The sequence below is a fragment of the Pseudomonas syringae group sp. 247E2 genome (genome assembly GCF_032587795.1).
In the GTDB taxonomy this organism is placed as follows: domain Bacteria; phylum Pseudomonadota; class Gammaproteobacteria; order Pseudomonadales; family Pseudomonadaceae; genus Aquipseudomonas; species Aquipseudomonas amygdali.
Window position 1 is genome coordinate 402,803 of sequence record NZ_JAWHPK010000015.1, and the last position, 16,006, is coordinate 418,808.

The 16,006-nt window shown below is 53.3% G+C and carries 16 protein-coding genes, 1 tRNA gene and 2 pseudogenes; 15 read left to right on the forward strand and 4 right to left on the reverse strand.

Going from position 1 to position 16,006, the window contains the following annotated elements:
- The first annotated feature begins 19 nt into the window (after positions 1 to 19).
- Together RYC18_RS17035 and RYC18_RS17040 are read left to right on the forward strand one after the other, a co-directional pair.
- On the forward strand, positions 20 to 271 hold the full coding sequence (locus tag RYC18_RS17035; RefSeq protein WP_005740980.1) for a sulfurtransferase TusA family protein: 252 nt from the start codon (positions 20 to 22) through the stop codon (positions 269 to 271).
- A 35-nt stretch (positions 272 to 306) separates the two neighbouring features.
- The gene (locus RYC18_RS17040) at positions 307 to 1,377 is read left to right on the forward strand and encodes an AI-2E family transporter (protein WP_005740979.1); all 1,071 of its coding nucleotides are present in this window, start codon (positions 307 to 309) and stop codon (positions 1,375 to 1,377) included.
- Positions 1,378 to 1,431: 54 nt separating this feature from the next.
- Here RYC18_RS17040 and RYC18_RS17045 read toward each other — a convergent pair whose 3' ends face one another.
- Both RYC18_RS17045 and RYC18_RS17050 read right to left on the reverse strand, forming a co-directional pair.
- On the reverse strand, positions 1,432 to 1,905 hold the full coding sequence (locus RYC18_RS17045; RefSeq protein ID WP_002552589.1) for a peroxiredoxin: 474 nt from the start codon (positions 1,903 to 1,905) through the stop codon (positions 1,432 to 1,434).
- A 9-nt stretch (positions 1,906 to 1,914) separates the two neighbouring features.
- Complete coding sequence (locus tag RYC18_RS17050; RefSeq protein WP_003317383.1) at positions 1,915 to 2,478, reverse strand: glycine cleavage system protein R; 564 nt, start codon at positions 2,476 to 2,478, stop codon at positions 1,915 to 1,917.
- Positions 2,479 to 2,803: 325 nt separating this feature from the next.
- Here RYC18_RS17050 and dapA point away from each other — a divergent pair, with 325 nt between their 5' ends.
- The 9 genes and pseudogenes from dapA to RYC18_RS17095 form a co-directional block, all read left to right on the forward strand.
- On the forward strand, positions 2,804 to 3,682 hold the full coding sequence (gene dapA / locus RYC18_RS17055; protein ID WP_005782838.1) for a 4-hydroxy-tetrahydrodipicolinate synthase: 879 nt from the start codon (positions 2,804 to 2,806) through the stop codon (positions 3,680 to 3,682).
- Positions 3,683 to 3,700: 18 nt separating this feature from the next.
- The gene (bamC, locus tag RYC18_RS17060) at positions 3,701 to 4,819 is read left to right on the forward strand and encodes an outer membrane protein assembly factor BamC (RefSeq protein WP_005732873.1); all 1,119 of its coding nucleotides are present in this window, start codon (positions 3,701 to 3,703) and stop codon (positions 4,817 to 4,819) included.
- Complete coding sequence (locus RYC18_RS17065; RefSeq protein WP_005782836.1) at positions 4,820 to 5,578, forward strand: MBL fold metallo-hydrolase; 759 nt, start codon at positions 4,820 to 4,822, stop codon at positions 5,576 to 5,578.
- 28 nt (positions 5,579 to 5,606) lie between these two features.
- Entirely contained in the window at positions 5,607 to 6,317 is a 711-nt protein-coding gene (gene purC / locus RYC18_RS17070; protein ID WP_005760457.1) for a phosphoribosylaminoimidazolesuccinocarboxamide synthase, read from the forward strand.
- A gap of 91 nt (positions 6,318 to 6,408) precedes the next feature.
- A tRNA-Ser gene (locus RYC18_RS17075) sits at positions 6,409 to 6,498 on the forward strand.
- A gap of 467 nt (positions 6,499 to 6,965) precedes the next feature.
- Entirely contained in the window at positions 6,966 to 8,039 is a 1,074-nt protein-coding gene (locus RYC18_RS17080; RefSeq protein ID WP_316886512.1) for a DUF262 domain-containing protein, read from the forward strand.
- Between the two features lie 2 nt (positions 8,040 to 8,041).
- Positions 8,042 to 8,776 (forward strand): MAE_28990/MAE_18760 family HEPN-like nuclease, encoded by a 735-nt coding sequence (locus tag RYC18_RS17085; protein WP_316886513.1) that lies wholly within the window; start codon positions 8,042 to 8,044, stop codon positions 8,774 to 8,776.
- The gene (locus tag RYC18_RS17090) at positions 8,773 to 9,840 is read left to right on the forward strand and encodes a DNA cytosine methyltransferase (RefSeq protein WP_316886514.1); all 1,068 of its coding nucleotides are present in this window, start codon (positions 8,773 to 8,775) and stop codon (positions 9,838 to 9,840) included. Before RYC18_RS17085 ends, RYC18_RS17090 begins: the two co-directional genes overlap by 4 nt.
- A 188-nt stretch (positions 9,841 to 10,028) precedes the next feature.
- A pseudogene (locus RYC18_RS17095) lies at positions 10,029 to 10,330 on the forward strand (IS66 family transposase); the annotation flags it as partial.
- Between the two features lie 467 nt (positions 10,331 to 10,797).
- Here RYC18_RS17095 and RYC18_RS17100 read toward each other — a convergent pair.
- Positions 10,798 to 11,328 carry a DUF2778 domain-containing protein gene (locus RYC18_RS17100; RefSeq protein ID WP_316886515.1) on the reverse strand — a complete coding sequence of 177 codons (531 nt, stop codon included), beginning with the start codon at positions 11,326 to 11,328 and terminating at the stop codon, positions 10,798 to 10,800.
- Between the two features lie 19 nt (positions 11,329 to 11,347).
- Positions 11,348 to 11,847 (reverse strand): annotated as a pseudogene (locus RYC18_RS17105) (Hcp family type VI secretion system effector).
- 618 nt (positions 11,848 to 12,465) lie between these two features.
- Between RYC18_RS17105 and mntA the strand changes: the two are divergent.
- From mntA to RYC18_RS17125, 4 genes are all read left to right on the forward strand, one after another.
- A complete protein-coding gene (mntA, locus tag RYC18_RS17110; protein WP_316886516.1) occupies positions 12,466 to 12,861 on the forward strand; it encodes a type VII toxin-antitoxin system MntA family adenylyltransferase antitoxin in 396 nt (131 codons plus the stop codon).
- A complete protein-coding gene (gene hepT / locus RYC18_RS17115; protein ID WP_316886517.1) occupies positions 12,851 to 13,279 on the forward strand; it encodes a type VII toxin-antitoxin system HepT family RNase toxin in 429 nt (142 codons plus the stop codon). Before mntA ends, hepT begins: the two co-directional genes overlap by 11 nt.
- Before the next feature lie 123 nt (positions 13,280 to 13,402).
- Positions 13,403 to 13,885, forward strand: a complete 483-nt coding sequence (gvpU, locus tag RYC18_RS17120; protein WP_002552597.1) for a gas vesicle accessory protein GvpU — start codon at positions 13,403 to 13,405, stop codon at positions 13,883 to 13,885.
- Positions 13,886 to 14,196: 311 nt separating this feature from the next.
- Complete coding sequence (locus RYC18_RS17125; RefSeq protein WP_316886518.1) at positions 14,197 to 15,888, forward strand: NAD-dependent malic enzyme; 1,692 nt, start codon at positions 14,197 to 14,199, stop codon at positions 15,886 to 15,888.
- Positions 15,889 to 16,006: the final 118 nt, after the last annotated feature.

Below are 16,006 nucleotides of genomic sequence, written 5' to 3' on the forward strand. Positions count from 1 at the left end.
GTCCGCCTGGAGAGAAACGATGTCTGACGCTGTAGTGCGCCCCAAGGTGTGCGACGCCGAACTGGATGCCAGTGGTCTCAACTGTCCGCTGCCTCTGCTGAAAGCCAAGATGGAACTCAATCGTCTGGCCAGTGGCGCGGTGCTGAAGGTGATCGCGACTGACGCCGGATCGCAGCGGGATTTTCGAACTTTTGCCAGACTTTCCGGGCATGAGTTGCTGCATGAAGAGGTCGACGCCGGCACTTATCTTTATTGGCTGCGCAAGGCTTGAATCACCACTGCCGTTTTTTTTGAAAAGGATGTTTGATGTTCAATGTGCTTCGCAATTGGGTGCAGCGCTACTTCTCCGATGAGGAAGCGGTGGTACTGGCGGTCTTGCTGTTTCTGGCGTTTACCCTTGTCCTGACCCTGGGCGGAATGCTCGCGCCGGTCATTGCGGGGTTGGTGCTGGCCTTCCTGATGCACGGGTTGGTCAGTGTTCTGGAGCGCCTGCGCATGCCTGAAATGGCCGCAGTCGGCTTGGTCTTCACGCTGTTCATCGGTGCGCTGCTGCTGTTCCTGCTGGTGCTGGTACCACTGCTCTGGCACCAGTTGATCACGCTGTTCAACGAAGCACCGGGCATGCTTGCCAAGTGGCAGTCTGTACTGCTGTTGCTGCCCGAACGTTACCCGCATCTGGTTTCCGACGAGCAAGTGTTGCTGGCGATCGAAGTCGCCCGTGGTGAAGTGGGCAAGATCGGTCAGTTGGCGCTTACCTTCTCGATCTCCAGCCTGCCATTGCTGGTCAACCTGATGATCTACCTGGTGCTGGTGCCGATTCTGGTGTTCTTCTTTCTGAAGGATCGGCACATGATCGGCCGCTGGGCGCGCGGCTATCTGCCTCGCGAGCGTGCGTTGATCAACCGGGTGGCGGATGAGATGAAGCGTCAGATTGCCAATTATATTCGCGGCAAGGTCATCGAGATTTTCATCTGTGGTGGCGTGACCTACATCGCGTTCGCCGCGCTCGGGCTCAACTACGCAGCGCTGCTGGCGATGCTGGTCGGCATATCTGTGGTCGTGCCTTACGTTGGCGCGGTGGTGGTCACAGTGCCGGTGGCGTTGATCGGATTGTTCCAGTGGGGCTGGGGGGATCAGTTCATCTACCTGATGATTGCCCACGGCATCATTCAGGCGCTGGATGGCAACGTTCTGGTGCCGTTGCTGTTTTCCGAGGCCGTCAACCTGCACCCGGTTGCAATCATTTGCGCCGTGCTGCTGTTTGGCGGGCTGTGGGGATTCTGGGGGATCTTCTTTGCGATTCCGCTGGCCACGTTGTTCAAGGCCGTCCTCGATGCCTGGCCGCGTAATGAACCCACTGTGGCACCACTGCTTTAAGCAGCAAGTCTGGATCGTTGCGGCACCTTGCGTGCCGCAACGCTTATCGGAATATCAGCCTTTGTTCAGGGCCTCGGCCTGCGCCAGTACTTCAGCCACATGGCCCGGCACTTTCACGCCGCGCCATTCCTGACGCAGTACGCCTTCCTTGTCGATCAGAAAGGTGCTGCGGTCAACGCCCAGGTATTCCTTGCCATACAGCTTCTTGAGCTTGATGACGTCGAACAACTGGCAGACGGCTTCGTCCTTATCCGAAATAAGCTCGAACGGGAAAGACTGCTTGGCCTTGAAGTTTTCATGGGTCTTCAGGCTGTCTCGGGAAACACCGAGCACAACCGTATTGGCCGCCTGAAACTGCGCGATATGGTCACGAAAGTCCTGACCCTGCGTGGTGCAGCCGGGCGTGTTGTCTTTCGGGTAAAAATAAATCACGACCTGCTGACCCTTGAGCGCGGACAGCTCTACGGTCTGTCCGCTGGTCGCAGGTGCCTGAAAGTCGGGAACCGGTTGATCTACTGTGACGGTCATGGGAACTCCTTACATTGGGGCTTGTGGGCGCCAGGGTTCGATCAGTGCGTCGAGATTCAGCGCGTCGGCGAAATCGAGGAATTGATCGCGCAGCCAGCTGATCTGGGTCCCGGCAGGCAGTGTCACCGTGAATGTGGCATTAAGCATGGTGCCACCGGTCTGCGGAGCCTGATACGTGTCACAGATCAGATTTTCCAGCTCGACGTTGTGGTCAATGAAGAACTGGCACAGCTCATTGATGATGTCCGGGCGGTACGCCGAGCTGACGTAAGCTACGTAGGGCAGGGCTTCCGGGCGGTTCTCCAAGGTAGCGCTGCGTACCACGCTGGTGGTGAACGCATGCTTCTTGGAGAGGCTCGACAGGCCGGTTTCAAGGCGCGCCAGAGCGTCCCAACTGCCTGACACCTGAAGAATCAGCGCACTGCACTCACCGTGGCGAGTAAGGCGCGAGGTGACTACCGAGCAGCGGTTTTCATGGCTGGCACGGCACAGGACGTTGGTCAGCTCCATGGGGTTTGCGCCAAGGGCACTGATGACAAGGAATTGTTCGCGAACTGTGGGGGTGGACGACATGCAGCATTCCTAGACGATGAGCGGTCGGTACTTTTTCGGACTTGCGGGGCTGTTTCGACAATCGATGGCGCGAGATACCTTCCCGGGTCCCGGAGCGCCTGCCTTGCATGGAAGTACCATGACGGGGCTGGAGTGCACTGGGGCAGGGCTTCTGGCGACAAATTCGACCGATTGAGCGAGGTGCGCAGGTGACCAGTACCGATCAAAGGACGAAGGGTAGCGAAAACCATCGCTCAGGGGAATGCTCAGAGCGCGGTACTTCGCTTGTACAAGGCTGATAGCGCCAGTACCATTACGGCTCTCTTTTTCCGGCAGGAGCGGTTGCATGATTGCGGGCAGTATGGTGGCACTGGTCACACCAATGGATGCACAAGGTCGTCTGGACTGGGACAGCCTGAGCAAACTGGTTGACTTCCACTTGCAAGAGGGCACCAACGCCATTGTTGCCGTCGGCACCACCGGTGAATCGGCGACGCTGGATGTGAGCGAACACATCGAGGTCATCCGCCGTGTGGTTGCCCAGGTTGCAGGACGTATTCCGGTCATCGCCGGTACAGGCGCCAACTCGACGCGCGAAGCCGTCGAGCTGACCACCAACGCCAAGACCGCTGGCGCCGATGCGTGCCTGCTGGTAACGCCTTATTACAACAAGCCGACGCAAGAAGGCCTGTTTCAGCATTTCAGCCACATCGCCAATGCCGTAGACATCCCGCAGATCCTCTACAACGTGCCGGGCCGTACGGCCTGCGACATGCTGCCAGAGACTGTTGCGCGTCTGTCTGCGGTAAAAAACATCATCGGCATCAAGGAAGCCACCGGCAACCTGCAGCGCGCCAAGGACATTCTGGCCAGCGTCAGCAGTGATTTTCTGGTGTACTCCGGTGACGACGCTACGGCAGTCGAATTGATGCTGCTGGGCGGCAAGGGCAATATTTCCGTCACTGCCAACGTTGCACCGCGCCTCATGAGCGATCTGTGCGAAGCGGCCATGCGTGGCGATGCCGAGACGGCGCGGGCGATTCACGAAAAGCTCATGCCGCTCAACAACACCCTGTTTATCGAATCCAACCCTATCCCCGTGAAGTGGGCCTTGCATGAAATGGGTAAGATGCCAGCCGGTATCCGTCTGCCGCTTACCTGGCTCAGCGAAGCCTGTCACGAACCGCTGCGTCAGGCCCTGCGCCAGTCCGGCGTCCTGGTTTAATTGAGGAAGTATCACGCAATGAAGCGATTGGCCGGACTTTCCGCACTTGCTCTTATTATCTCCAGCACCAGCGGTTGCGGTTGGCTCTGGGGCGAAGATGGTTACTTCCGTGATCGCGGTAGCGATTACCTCCAGGCTACCCAGACCCCACCCATGCAGGTGCCTGCCGATGTGTCCGGCGTCAAGCGCCTCGACCCGTTGCTGCCGATCCCGCGCAATGTGGCTGACAGCACCCAGAAAGAAGGCGAATACACGGTTCCTCGCCCTCTGCCACTGGGCACGACTTCCGAGTCGAGCGATTTCAGTCTGCAGAAAAGCGGCGATGCGCGCTGGATTCTGGCTCAGCGTCAGCCAGCCGAAGTCTGGCCGGTGGCTCATCAATACTTTGAAGACAATGGTTTCCGTATCGCTGAAGAGCGCCCGCAGACTGGCGAATTCAGCTCCTCGTGGCAGCGTCTTGATGAACTGTCCGCTTCGGTTGCCAAGCGCCTGAGCGCCGCTGGCGTTTCAGCCGACGCTGAAACCCGCGTGCGGGTTCGTATTGAGCCGGGCGTGCAGCGCAATACCAGTGAAGTCTATGTGGTAAGCGTCGAGCGTCCTGCCGGCAGCACTGCCGATGTGGCCTTCCCGACGCGCACCACCAACCTGGGCCTCGATGCCGCACTGACCGACGATCTGCTGGCCAGCATGGGTCGCAACGCCGAGAAGGGCGGTTCTATTTCCCTGTTGGCGGCACGTGACTACGACACCCCGAGCCGTGTTGCCTTGAGCGAAGACGGTAGCGGCAACCCGGTATTGAACCTCGGTGCCGATCTCGACCGTGCGTGGTCGAGTGTCGGCCGTGCGCTGGATCAAGGTGACTGGCGCGTCGAGGACATAAACCGCAGCCTGGGTCTGTACTACATCAACCTGGCTGAAAAGGCCAAAACGCCTGAAAACGAGCCTGGTTTCTTCGGTCGCCTGTTTGGCAGCAAGTCGAGCAAGGAAGAGATCGATGCCCGTGCCGAGCGTTATCAGGTTCGCCTGAGCAAGGTGGGTGATAACGTTCAAGTGACCGTCGAGAAGAACATCAATACCGTTGCGCCTGCGGATATCGCGCGTCGGGTGTTGAGCGTTATTCAAGACAACCTGGGTTAAGTGCGTTTCGCGGTTCTCGGCAGCGGCAGTCGTGGCAACGGCACGCTGGTCGCAAGCAACGATACATACGTACTGGTCGATTGCGGTTTCTCCCTGCGGGAAACCGAACGGCGCCTGGCGCGTCTGGGCGTCGCTGCAAACCAGTTGAGTGCGATTCTGGTAACCCACGAGCATGCCGATCATGTGCATGGCGTGGGTTTGCTGTCGCGGCGCTACAATGTGCCGGTCTACCTCAGCAGCGGCACATTGCGCGGTATGCGCAAACCGGTTGAAGTTGCCGGTTTGCTGGCGGGCGGAGAGAGCTTGCAGGTTGGCGCGCTGGGCATCGATGTGGTGTCTGTCGCTCATGATGCGCTTGAACCGACGCAGTTTGTCTTCAATGACGGCAAGCGCCGCTTCGGTCTACTGACCGACCTGGGCTCTTACTGCTCCAACGTATTGCAGCATTATCAAGGCCTGGATGCCTTGATGATCGAGGCCAATCACTGTCGCGACATGCTTGCCCGAGGCCAGTATCCGGTCTTTCTCAAGCAGCGCGTTGGCTGTGAAACAGGTCATTTGAACAATCATCAGGCCGCCAGCCTGGTGAGCGAGCTGGGATGGCAGGACCTTCAGCACCTGGTGCTGGCGCATCTGAGCAGCAAGAACAACCTGCCGCATCTGGCCCGGCAATGTTTTGTCGACACCCTTGGGTGCGACCCGGACTGGCTGCAACTGGCCGATCAAGATTCAGGGCTCGACTGGCGACATATCGCCTAGCCCAACTACTTAGCAAGCGGAGCCCATCATGGAAAAACGTGAAGAACTCTACCGCGGCAAAGCCAAATCGGTTTACAAGACCGACGACGCTGACCGCTTGATCCTGCTGTTCCGTAACGACACTTCGGCGTTCGACGGCAAGCGCATCGAACAACTGGACCGCAAAGGCATGGTGAACAACAAGTTCAACGCCTTCATCATGCAGAAGCTTGAAGAAGCGGGTATTCCCACCCAATTCGACAAGCTGCTGGGCGACAACGAGTGCCTGGTCAAGAAGCTCGACATGATCCCGGTCGAGTGCGTCGTGCGTAACTATGCTGCCGGCAGCCTGGTCAAACGTCTGGGCATCGAAGAGGGTACCAGGCTCAATCCGTACACCTTCGAACTGTTCCTCAAGGACGACGCCAAGGGCGACCCGTTCATCAACGAATCCCACGTTGTGGCATTTGGCTGGGGCACTGCCGAGCAACTGGTTCGCATGAAAGAGTTGTCGATCAAGGTCAACGAAGTTCTGACCAAACTGTTCGACGACGCTGGCCTGCTGCTGGTCGACTTCAAACTCGAATTCGGCGTATTCCACGGTGAAATCGTCCTCGGCGACGAATTCAGCCCGGACGGCTGCCGCCTCTGGGACAAGGACACTCGCAAGAAAATGGACAAGGACCGCTTCCGCCAGGGTCTGGGCGACGTCATCGAAGCTTACGAAGAAGTCGCAAACCGTCTGGGCGTGCCGCTATAAGCGGAAAAAACACGCAAGCGCTTGATAGCACGAAAAAAAACAGCAGAAGGGCTTCGCCTTCTGCGCTGATACTGTTATGATGCGCGCCGTTGGAGAGATGCCAGAGTGGCCGAATGGGACGGATTCGAAATCCGTTGTACCTTCACCGGTACCTAGGGTTCGAATCCCTATCTCTCCGCCATATTTAGCTAGGAAATAAGCTACTTACGATAAAGTGTAAAGTAAGGTGTTTTTTAGCAAGAGAGAAGTGATCCCAAAAAGCCCGCATGGCGTGATAACGTTTTGCGGGCTTTTTGTTTTCCGTTGCCAAGGGTAACCAGAGAACCTTAGTCGTGACGGCTTGCTCCTGGCTGTCTACTCACCTTTTCCTCTGCATTTATTTACTGCAAGAGTCCTGTGAGCGCGTGAGCGGGCTTCTCGGGGAGGTCGGTAGTCCCTACGGCTGGGTCTTGTTCCCGCTCGTCTTGACGGTAGGGCTAAAGCACCACTAGATAGGCTGGCTCTCAAACCACCGGAGCCCTTGTGGTATCGTGGAGGGATGCCTATCTGACGGTACAATTTGCTCTGCCGGTAGGCCAAACACTTTTCAGTTAGTTAGCTGCAAAGCAGCTCGTTCAGGGCGCGAACCCAAAGAGAACAACGAAGCTTATGAGACCTCCAAAGCAACATACTGCGAAAACCAAGGATGACATTGCGAGTGCGGAGGCTCAGATTGTTGAGCTATCGAAGCGAATTGAATTCTATCTGACTGAATATTCTATTGAGCTTTTGTCTGCCAAGGTCACGAATGGCGAATTTGTAGTCCCTCCCTATCAGCGTAGCTTCACGTGGGAAGACGACCGAAAATCACGATTTATCGAATCGGTCCTTTTGGGCTTACCAATCCCGTTTCTGTTTTTCTGGGAGATGCCAAACGGTAAACTGGAAATCGTCGATGGATCACAGCGACTGAGGACCATTGCTGAATTCGTGCATGGTGATTTTCGCTTAGGAGAGCTTGAGAGCTTGACCAAGCTTTCAAATTTTAAATTTTCTGATCTGCCCGAGTCTCGAAAACGGAAAATCAATAATAGGTCGATTCGAGGCATTGTCTTGAATGAGCATGCTGATGAACAGGCACGCTTCGATCTATTTGAGCGGATCAATACTGGTAGCAAAATCGCAAATCATGCTGAGGTGCGTAGGGGAGCACTGGCAGGTGATTTTATGAGCCTCATCATTGAACTCGCCGTGGACCCTCGGTTGAAGGCTCTCGCACCAGTCTCAACCAAGGATGAGAAAGAAAGGGGGCGGGAAGATCTTGTTACGCGACTTTTTGCTTACGGTGACGGGTTGCAGGGCTACAAAGATCGTCCGGCTGAATTCCTCTTTGGTTACGTCAAAGTTATGAATGAGCGAGTGGCTGCGGACCCTAATCTGATTCAGGAGTATCGCCGTCAATTCGATCTGGTCATGAGTTTTGTTGAGCGGGTATTTCCTTATGGCTTTAGGAAAACGCTCACCGCGAAGGCAACTCCTAGAGCGAGATTCGAAGCAATAGCTATAGGAGCAAGATTAGCTCTAAATGAAGACCCAGCACTCCATAATGCTCAAAATATAGACGTGCAAAGATGGCTGGATGGCGATGAGTTCAAAAGGGTCACTGGCTCTGACGGGGCCAACGCTATCGCTCGTCTGCGTGAGCGCATTGGTTTTGTGCAACAGCGATTGTTGGGCAACTGATCATGGAAGAACTAAGAGCTGCTTTCGAAGAAAGGTTGGCCGAAGTCGAGGAGTACCTAGAGTTTCTCAAGTTATTGCAAGCCAGCATGCAAGCAGGGCCGCCTAAATTTTCAGGGACGGATAAAGTTATAAATGTCCAGCAGCAAAAAATTCTCTATGCAGGTGTATATTTGCAGCTGTACAACCTTGTGGAGTCGACAATGACAAGATGCATAGACTTTATCGCTCAAAGCGCTTTCAAAGATGCTACGTGGCGACCTAATGATTTAAGTCAGACTCTGTTTCGAGAGTGGATACGGTTGACTGCTAGGACTCACACGGAACTCACACCTGAGCATCGATTGGATCACGCTTTGACTCTTTGCAGCTTGCTAGTTTCCGCAAGCCCGCTTACAGGGTTTTCCATCGAAAAAGGTGGTGGTGGGAACTGGGATGATAATGAAATCGAGGCTATGGCTACTCGTTTGGGTTTTCGATTGAATGTCAGTCGAAGGGTATATAGTGATGTTAAGAGAAAATTTAGAGACGATTTAGGCCCGCTTGGCTTAGTCAAAAAACTTAGAAATATGCTCGCGCATGGATCGATTTCTTTTACAGAAAGCGCGGAGGCGGAGACGGTTGTTCGCCTAGTAGAACTGAAGGATAAGACAGCTAATTATTTAAAAGAGGTAATAGTCTGCTTTGGCGGCTATGTCGAAAGATATGAATTCCTTATTCCTGAGCGGCGCCCAGCTTGAACCAGTCAGTTAACTTTAATGCTGTAAGCACTCCAGTTATAACCGCAATTGACTTGTTTTGTGGCGTAGGCGGTCTTACGCGTGGGCTAATTGATGGTGGTATTTCTGTTGCGGCAGGTGTTGATATCGACCCCAATAGCCGATATCCATTCGAAAAAAATAACTCAGCGGTTTTTCTAGAACGTGATATCAGTCAGCTAAAAGGAGAGGATCTGAGAGCATTCTATAATGGCTCTGGGCTGACGATGTTAGCTGGATGTGCACCTTGTCAGCCATTTTCGACTTATAGCCGAAGTGGGCGAAATAGCCAATATGAAGCACAATGGCCTTTGGCTTTGGCCTTCGCAAACCTGGTAAATGAGTTGAAGCCGGATTTAGTTGCGATGGAAAATGTGCCGCAGCTTGCGGATCATCCAGTTTTTCAAGACTTTGTAGATGGCCTGATTGGATATCACACATGGTGGGGCGTAGTAGATTGTTCTTTGTATGGGATTCCTCAAACGCGGAAGCGTCTTGTGCTGCTTGCTTCGCGATTAGGTGACCAAAACCTAAAGCTGTTACCTACTCATACTAAGGCTGTTACAGTAAGAGATGTTATTGGGGGGCTGCCTGCATTAACCGCCGGAGGTAAGGATCCTAACGATGCACTTCACTACGCATCCTCACTAAGTGAACTGAATCATCTGAGGATAGAGGCCTCAGTACCGGGTGGTACTTGGCGAGATTGGCCTGAAGCTTTACAGGCTGCCTGCCACAAAAAGTCTACTGGAGCGACTTATCCTAGCGTCTATGGTCGGATGGAGTGGGATAAACCAGGTCCCACAATAACTACGCAGTGTTTCGGATATGGTAATGGCAGATTTGGTCATCCAGTACAAAATCGGGCGATATCACTTCGAGAGGCAGCAATGCTTCAAACCTTTCCCCCGAACTATCAATTTGTACCTTTAGGTGCTCCAATTAGATTTAGTAAAATGGGGAGACTTATTGGTAATGCAGTTCCCGTAAGGTTGGGGGAAGTTATAGCGCAAACATTAGTTTCGCATGTTAAGTGTTATCGATAAGGCGGATTTATGTTGGGCTTAGAAGTAATACAAAAAAGCGGCTGCTAGTCGCTTTTTTTTGAACGTCTACACGTAATGCTAACAATCTATTTAAAGTAAGAAGATGCAAGCGTTTTTAAAACTCTTAAGATTATTATATGCTTTAAGTTTTTTAGGTTTGCAAGTCTACTTGCGTATTCCACGGGTGCCTGGCCTACAACTGGAGACGTATAGAGCGCTCTATCGAGGCTGGTTTTTTACCCATCGACAACAACGCTGCCGAAAGAGCGATCAGACCATTCGCCATCGGATGAAAAGCCTGGCTGTTCAACGACACGCCCAAAGGCTCCACCGCCAGCGCCCAGATCTACAACCTAGTTGAGACCGCCAAACTCAATGGCACCCCTACACGTGCATACGCCATGTATTTGAGCGTTTGCCGTATGCTGCATCGATAGAAGATTACGAAGCACTGTTGCCGTGGAAATGCCCACCAGAGATGTCTCGGTAAACCAGATACTCATTTTTCGTCAGCGTCTAGATGGGGAGCGTGGGGTGGATGCCTTGTAACTCATACTCTCCGTAATTGAAATCAATCCCGTAGGGTGAAGTGTGCGTTTTTCGGGCAATAAGCAGCATTTTTCGCTGCCTATTTCAAAAAGCCAAAGGTGTGTTTAGTACAATAATACAACTCCTATTTTTTTTGTTTTCCTTGATATCGTCTTGAAGTGATGATTGAAGCCAGCCAGCTAAGCATAGTTATAAAAACCAAAGAGACGATAAGCAGTACGCTGATTATCAATGTTTCGGCCTGCTCGGATCCATTGACGTTGAAGAGATTGGAAAGTGTTGTATACAGCGCGTCGCCGATAGAGGTATTCAGTCCTTTTCGAACCAGTCCGCTTCCGATAAGGTATCGTGTGAGGAACGACGCTATCAAAAAAATCATGAAAGATTTAATGAGTACTTTAATAATGCTCATCTTTTTCTTTCTCTCGGGTCTATTACATCTAAAATCCCGAAGTATCTCTGTCCTGATCCTTGAAGTCTATCTCCCTCCATGTTGTGTAGGTATTTGCTTAGCTGATCAAATGCTATTTTAGATGTCATGGTGACACACCCTTCGCTCCGGCCCAGAGGGCCGACAGGATGTATTCTGAAATTTGCTCTTGTTACGTCATTGACGGTTGTTTGATCATCAATGCGCCCATCATCTCGGTAAAGTGACAACCAGCCACTGCGATCAGTTCGCGCATAAAAATCCTTTATTGGATCTCTGATCCAACCCAGCATCCCACCACTCTCCCTGTCCAGTATGTAATATCTGCCGGGCGGCAGCGGTCCGAATTCAGCATTGCTAATCTCGGCTGGGTCATTGACAAAGCCTTCTCGTCCCGAAAAAGCCTCATAACTCTCATTATTGCTGCAGTGCAGCATACTGGTTGTCTGGCTATTCAGCTCATAGGTGCAATACGCAATCTTGTTCGTGTCAATAGTTGGAGAAACCATGAACGCAGTCCTCTTGGTTTCAGGCATATACTTTATTGGCTATACCGTCCCAACCACCTACAACCTGACCTCCGCCCTGACCATCTGTACGTTTTTGGTGCGTATACGTCTTTTCATACGACCATAGTTTAAACGTATTGTTTCCGTAGGAAAACCGCCCTCAACGCTACCATTTCCGTTTAGCGTAACCGATGAAATAATCACTTCTTCAAGTGTAATCTCCAAATACTTTACCTTTTCTGCTCCCGCTCGATTGACTGCAATGGTAACTTCTTTGAAGTGCTTTCCGCTGCAGCATGCCTCATGAAGCTTCGGTGTAGATTTGTCCACGGTCTTGCGAAAAAAAAGGTCGCTCATACGTGCTCGGCCACCTGTGGCTCCGCCAGCACTTGTCGAAGTGACCGAAGCGGATTGGCTTGCTCCTACGTCGAAATCCTCCATTTCAATCCAGTCTTTGAATTGAGCGTCAAGCGCTTCGCCGGGGATACCTTCTATTTTCAAATAAGCGTCAAAAGCCATGAGTTTTTCTTCCTTCCATGTTGGTTTTTTATGTAATTCTCAGCGCGGCACTTTAGATCATAAAGGCTGTTCGCGCAAAAAATAGTCGGATTGAACTGTGCTTGGTGCAGCGTTTAAATCGCGTTTCGGTAAAATTTCATGCCTCCATTCGCTATGAGTCAGCCAACTGTCGCATCGAAATTGATAAAGTCAATCTGATCTCCTTGCTTTGCTACATTGGATCAAGGGTAGCTTTGTTCAGGCGCTCAGCCAACTGGTCGACTGATGCAGTTGTCCATACTGGATTATGCTTAGCCAGTTTTATGTAGTACCAATCCGCTAGCTATGTAAGTGCTTTCCTGTTTCGACCAGCTGCCAAATGCCGCATAACACCTTGCATCCTACTCACAGATATCAACATCCGAGGCTTGCAACTCGAACAGTGGGCGTGCAGAGCACTGCTGCCGTGGAGCTGCTCGCCAGAGATGCCTCGCTAACCCTAATCCTCATTTTTTGTTAGGTGGGGGTCGTGACGTGGATACGTTTTTTGAGTCGCAGACTGGTTTCCGGAAATCTTGAGCGAAAATCCGACCCCGGCTTCTGTTAGGGTCTGTCTCGGCAATATTTGAGACGTTGCGTATGAACACCCACAGCTTGCTCACACACCTGCAATCCCGATTGCCTGATCTGCTGGCTGTCTACCTGTTCGGCAGTCAGGCGACTGGTCATGCCAACTCTGAAAGCGACCTGGATTTGGCTGTGCTCGTGCCTGGCACTCTCGATCCTTTGGATTTATGGCGTTTGGCGGGGGAAATTGCAGACATCGTTAATTTGCCTGTGGACTTGATCGATCTGCGCACCGCCTCGACCGTGATGAAATATCAGATCATTACCAAAGGCCGTCGTCTCTGGTGTAAGGATGAGGCTGCAGGAATCTTTGAGGCATTTGTACTCAGCGAAAAGACTTCACTTGATTGCGCAAGGGCAGGCTTGCTCGAAGATATACAAAAGAATGGAGTCGTTCATGGTCGATGATGTGCTCGTCAACAAGGCTGCTGCCATTGAGCGCTGCGTGGTAAGGGTGCGGGAGGAATATGAAAAAGACCCTGCGACCTTTGAGGTCGATTTCACTCGTCAGGACGCTGCGATCCTGAATATCCAGCGCGCCTGCGAAGCGGCTCTTGATATGGGTCAGCACCTGATAAGACGTGAGGGGCTGGGAGTGCCACAGAGCGCCCGAGATGTCTTTGAACTGCTTCATCGTGGAGGGTCGCTCGCTCCATCGCTGTTGCCGATGATGAAGAATATGGTCGGATTCAAGAACATCGCGGTTCACGAGTATCAAACGCTGCAGTTGCCGATCACTGTGGCAATCATTACCCGGCATCTGGGTGATTTCATTCTGTTCAGCTCAGCAGTTTTGCGCAAGGATGCAGCGCTTCCGAACGACTGAACAAAGTCAGAACGATCAAGCCCCCATCACCAACCCCAAACTATTCACTCCTCCCGGTTTCCCCTTTAGCCCTTTCTGATCTATACCTTGGGTTCAACGTTTTGTGAGGCGAGGAGCTATCAGATGTCGGACGTAGATCAGGTACAAAAGTCGCAACCCTCTCCCAGTCAGAGCCATGATGATGTGATTGCCCAGTTCAAGTGGCAGGGCAAGCAGATCGACTGGTTGCTGCAATGGCTGGTCAAGTTTGTCGCGAACACCAAGGTGGAGCTGGGCGTGACGCTGTCGGTGGGCGGGAATCTGGTTTCCGGGCATCTGATTTCTCACGACACCTATTTTGAGCAGTTGGCCGACGATATTTCGGCGCCGTTCAGTTCGTTTGCCAATGGCACTGACGCGACGATGAAAGAAATGATTCTGTCCTTCAAGCCCGGGGAGTCTTCCGAAGACACGCCAGCATTCCATTTCATTCACCTGAAGGATTGCCGGACCTATTCCACTGACGGTAATCCGATTTGCGACGCAGGTGTGTTGTGGCGCGGCAGGATCTCTGCGGTGGACGGCTTCACCATCGGGCTCATCGCTGAAAAACCAGGCGTTTCCTGACCTTTTCAGGCCCCGGCTTTCGCCGGGGCATTCTCATCCATTCTGACGACGGTCTCCAGCGTGCTATGTGCACCCGCTGGTCTGGAAAGCTGCGCCGGTAGTAGCGTCACTTAGCCATTCTTTGCGCGACAAAATGTCGCAATGGGCCTTTAGCCGGGTAATATGTTCGCCCTGACCTTACACGCCGAATGGTTTTCGGCATGGCCTGATAGATAACTGGCGACAAGAAAAAATAACAAGAAACGAGCCAGGCTGCCCGCCCCGGTCGACGTAAAGAATTAATGAGTAGACGAAAAAGGCGATTAGAGAAAATGACCAAAACTTCGCGACCTTTGTATATTTCCTATGCAGGACCCTCACTGCTGGAAATGCCCCTGCTGAACAAAGGCAGTGCCTTCACCCCGCAAGAGCGGGTCGAATTCAATCTGATCGGGCTCCTGCCGCAGAACGTAGAGACCATCGAAGAGCAAGTCACCCGGGTCTACAGCCAGTACAAGCAGTGCGCGAGCGATCTGGACAAGCATATCTACCTGCGTTCGATCCAGGACAACAACGAAACCCTGTTCTTCCGCCTGCTGGACTCGCATCTGGACGAGATGCTGCCGATTATCTACACCCCGACGGTGGGTCAGGCGTGTCAGGAATTCTCCAAGATCTACCGCACGCACCGTGGCCTGTTCATTTCCTACCCCGAGCGCGACCGCATCGATGACATTCTGCGCAGCGCCACCAAAGACCGGATCAAAATCATTGTCGTGACCGACAGCGAGCGAATTCTCGGTCTGGGCGATCAGGGCATCGGCGGCATGGGCATTCCGATTGGCAAACTGTCGCTGTACACCGCCTGTGGCGGGATCAGCCCGGCGTACACGCTGCCGATCGTGCTGGATGTGGGCACCAACAACCGTGAGCTGCTGGATGACCCGATGTACATGGGCTGGCGTCACGAGCGGGTATCGGGCAAGGAATACGAAGACTTCATCGCACTGTTCATCGATGCCGTACAGCGTCGATGGCCGGATGTGCTGTTGCAGTTTGAAGATTTTGCCCAGTCCAACGCCATGCCGTTGCTTGAGAAGTATCGGGATGAGCTGTGCTGCTTCAACGATGACATTCAGGGCACTGCGTCGGTTGCCGTGGGTACATTGCTGGCGGCCTGCAAGGCCAAGAATGAAACCCTTGGCCAGCAGAAAGTGGTGTTTGTCGGTGCCGGTTCGGCGGGCTGCGGGATCGCCGAGCACATCATCGCAGCGATGCGCATTGAAGGCCTGAGTGAAAGCGAAGCGCGCAAACGAATCTTCATGGTTGATCGCTTCGGCCTGCTGACCGAAAGCATGGATAACCTGCTCGATTTCCAGAAGCGCCTGGCGCAAAAGACCGCCGATGTGTCTGGCTGGACTGCTGGCACAGAAGCCTTCCCGCAGTTGCTCGACGTGGTGACGAACGCCGGGGCCACGGTGTTGATCGGCGTGTCCGGGCAGCGTGGTCTGTTCACCGAGCAAGTGATTCGCGAACTGCACAAACATTGCGCCAAACCACTGGTAATGCCGCTATCCAATCCGACTTCCAAGGTAGAAGCCACGCCGGAAGAAATCCTGCGCTGGACGGATGGCAATGCGCTGGTTGCTACCGGCAGTCCGTTCGCGCCGGTGGAGATCAACGGTCGCACCGTGCACATCGCTCAGTGCAACAACTCCTATATCTTTCCGGGCATCGGCCTCGGCGTGGTGGCTTGCAATGCGTCGCGCATCACCGACCGTATGCTGATGGCGGCATCCAATGCGCTGGCCGAGTGTTCGCCGATGGTCACGGGGCAGGGCGATGCGGTGTTGCCGCCACTCAAGGAGATCCAGCAGGTGAGCCGCAAAATTGCGCTGGCTGTGGCCAAAGAGGCCCAGGCTGAAGGCTTGGCATTGGAAATTTCCGAAGAGGCACTGCTTGAAGCCATCGAGCGTAATTTCTGGCTGCCGGGCTATCGTGCCTATCGCCGTCGTTCGGTCTGATCGAGCGTTTCCAGAGTGACAGCGTCTGCGCGAGCTTGCTTGCGCAGACGCTTTGTTGGCGGGGTAAGTGCACGTTTATGGGCGCGTATTGCTTCACGGTGAAATAAGCTTCATTCAA

What these genes read in the sequence shown, in the direction of transcription:
- purC (WP_005760457.1), top strand. Translation starts at nt 5,607, where the DNA reads ATGGAAAAACGTGAAGAACTCTACCGCGGCAAAGCCAAATCGGTTTAC.
- RYC18_RS17050 (WP_003317383.1), bottom strand. Translation starts at nt 2,478, where the DNA reads ATGTCGTCCACCCCCACAGTTCGCGAACAATTCCTTGTCATCAGTGCC.
- RYC18_RS17035 (WP_005740980.1), top strand. Translation starts at nt 20, where the DNA reads ATGTCTGACGCTGTAGTGCGCCCCAAGGTGTGCGACGCCGAACTGGAT.
- mntA (WP_316886516.1), top strand. Translation starts at nt 12,466, where the DNA reads ATGAACACCCACAGCTTGCTCACACACCTGCAATCCCGATTGCCTGAT.
- RYC18_RS17085 (WP_316886513.1), top strand. Translation starts at nt 8,042, where the DNA reads ATGGAAGAACTAAGAGCTGCTTTCGAAGAAAGGTTGGCCGAAGTCGAG.
- RYC18_RS17040 (WP_005740979.1), top strand. Translation starts at nt 307, where the DNA reads ATGTTCAATGTGCTTCGCAATTGGGTGCAGCGCTACTTCTCCGATGAG.
- RYC18_RS17080 (WP_316886512.1), top strand. Translation starts at nt 6,966, where the DNA reads ATGAGACCTCCAAAGCAACATACTGCGAAAACCAAGGATGACATTGCG.
- RYC18_RS17045 (WP_002552589.1), bottom strand. Translation starts at nt 1,905, where the DNA reads ATGACCGTCACAGTAGATCAACCGGTTCCCGACTTTCAGGCACCTGCG.
- RYC18_RS17125 (WP_316886518.1), top strand. Translation starts at nt 14,197, where the DNA reads ATGACCAAAACTTCGCGACCTTTGTATATTTCCTATGCAGGACCCTCA.
- hepT (WP_316886517.1), top strand. Translation starts at nt 12,851, where the DNA reads ATGGTCGATGATGTGCTCGTCAACAAGGCTGCTGCCATTGAGCGCTGC.
- bamC (WP_005732873.1), top strand. Translation starts at nt 3,701, where the DNA reads ATGAAGCGATTGGCCGGACTTTCCGCACTTGCTCTTATTATCTCCAGC.
- RYC18_RS17100 (WP_316886515.1), bottom strand. Translation starts at nt 11,328, where the DNA reads ATGGTTTCTCCAACTATTGACACGAACAAGATTGCGTATTGCACCTAT.
- dapA (WP_005782838.1), top strand. Translation starts at nt 2,804, where the DNA reads ATGATTGCGGGCAGTATGGTGGCACTGGTCACACCAATGGATGCACAA.
- gvpU (WP_002552597.1), top strand. Translation starts at nt 13,403, where the DNA reads ATGTCGGACGTAGATCAGGTACAAAAGTCGCAACCCTCTCCCAGTCAG.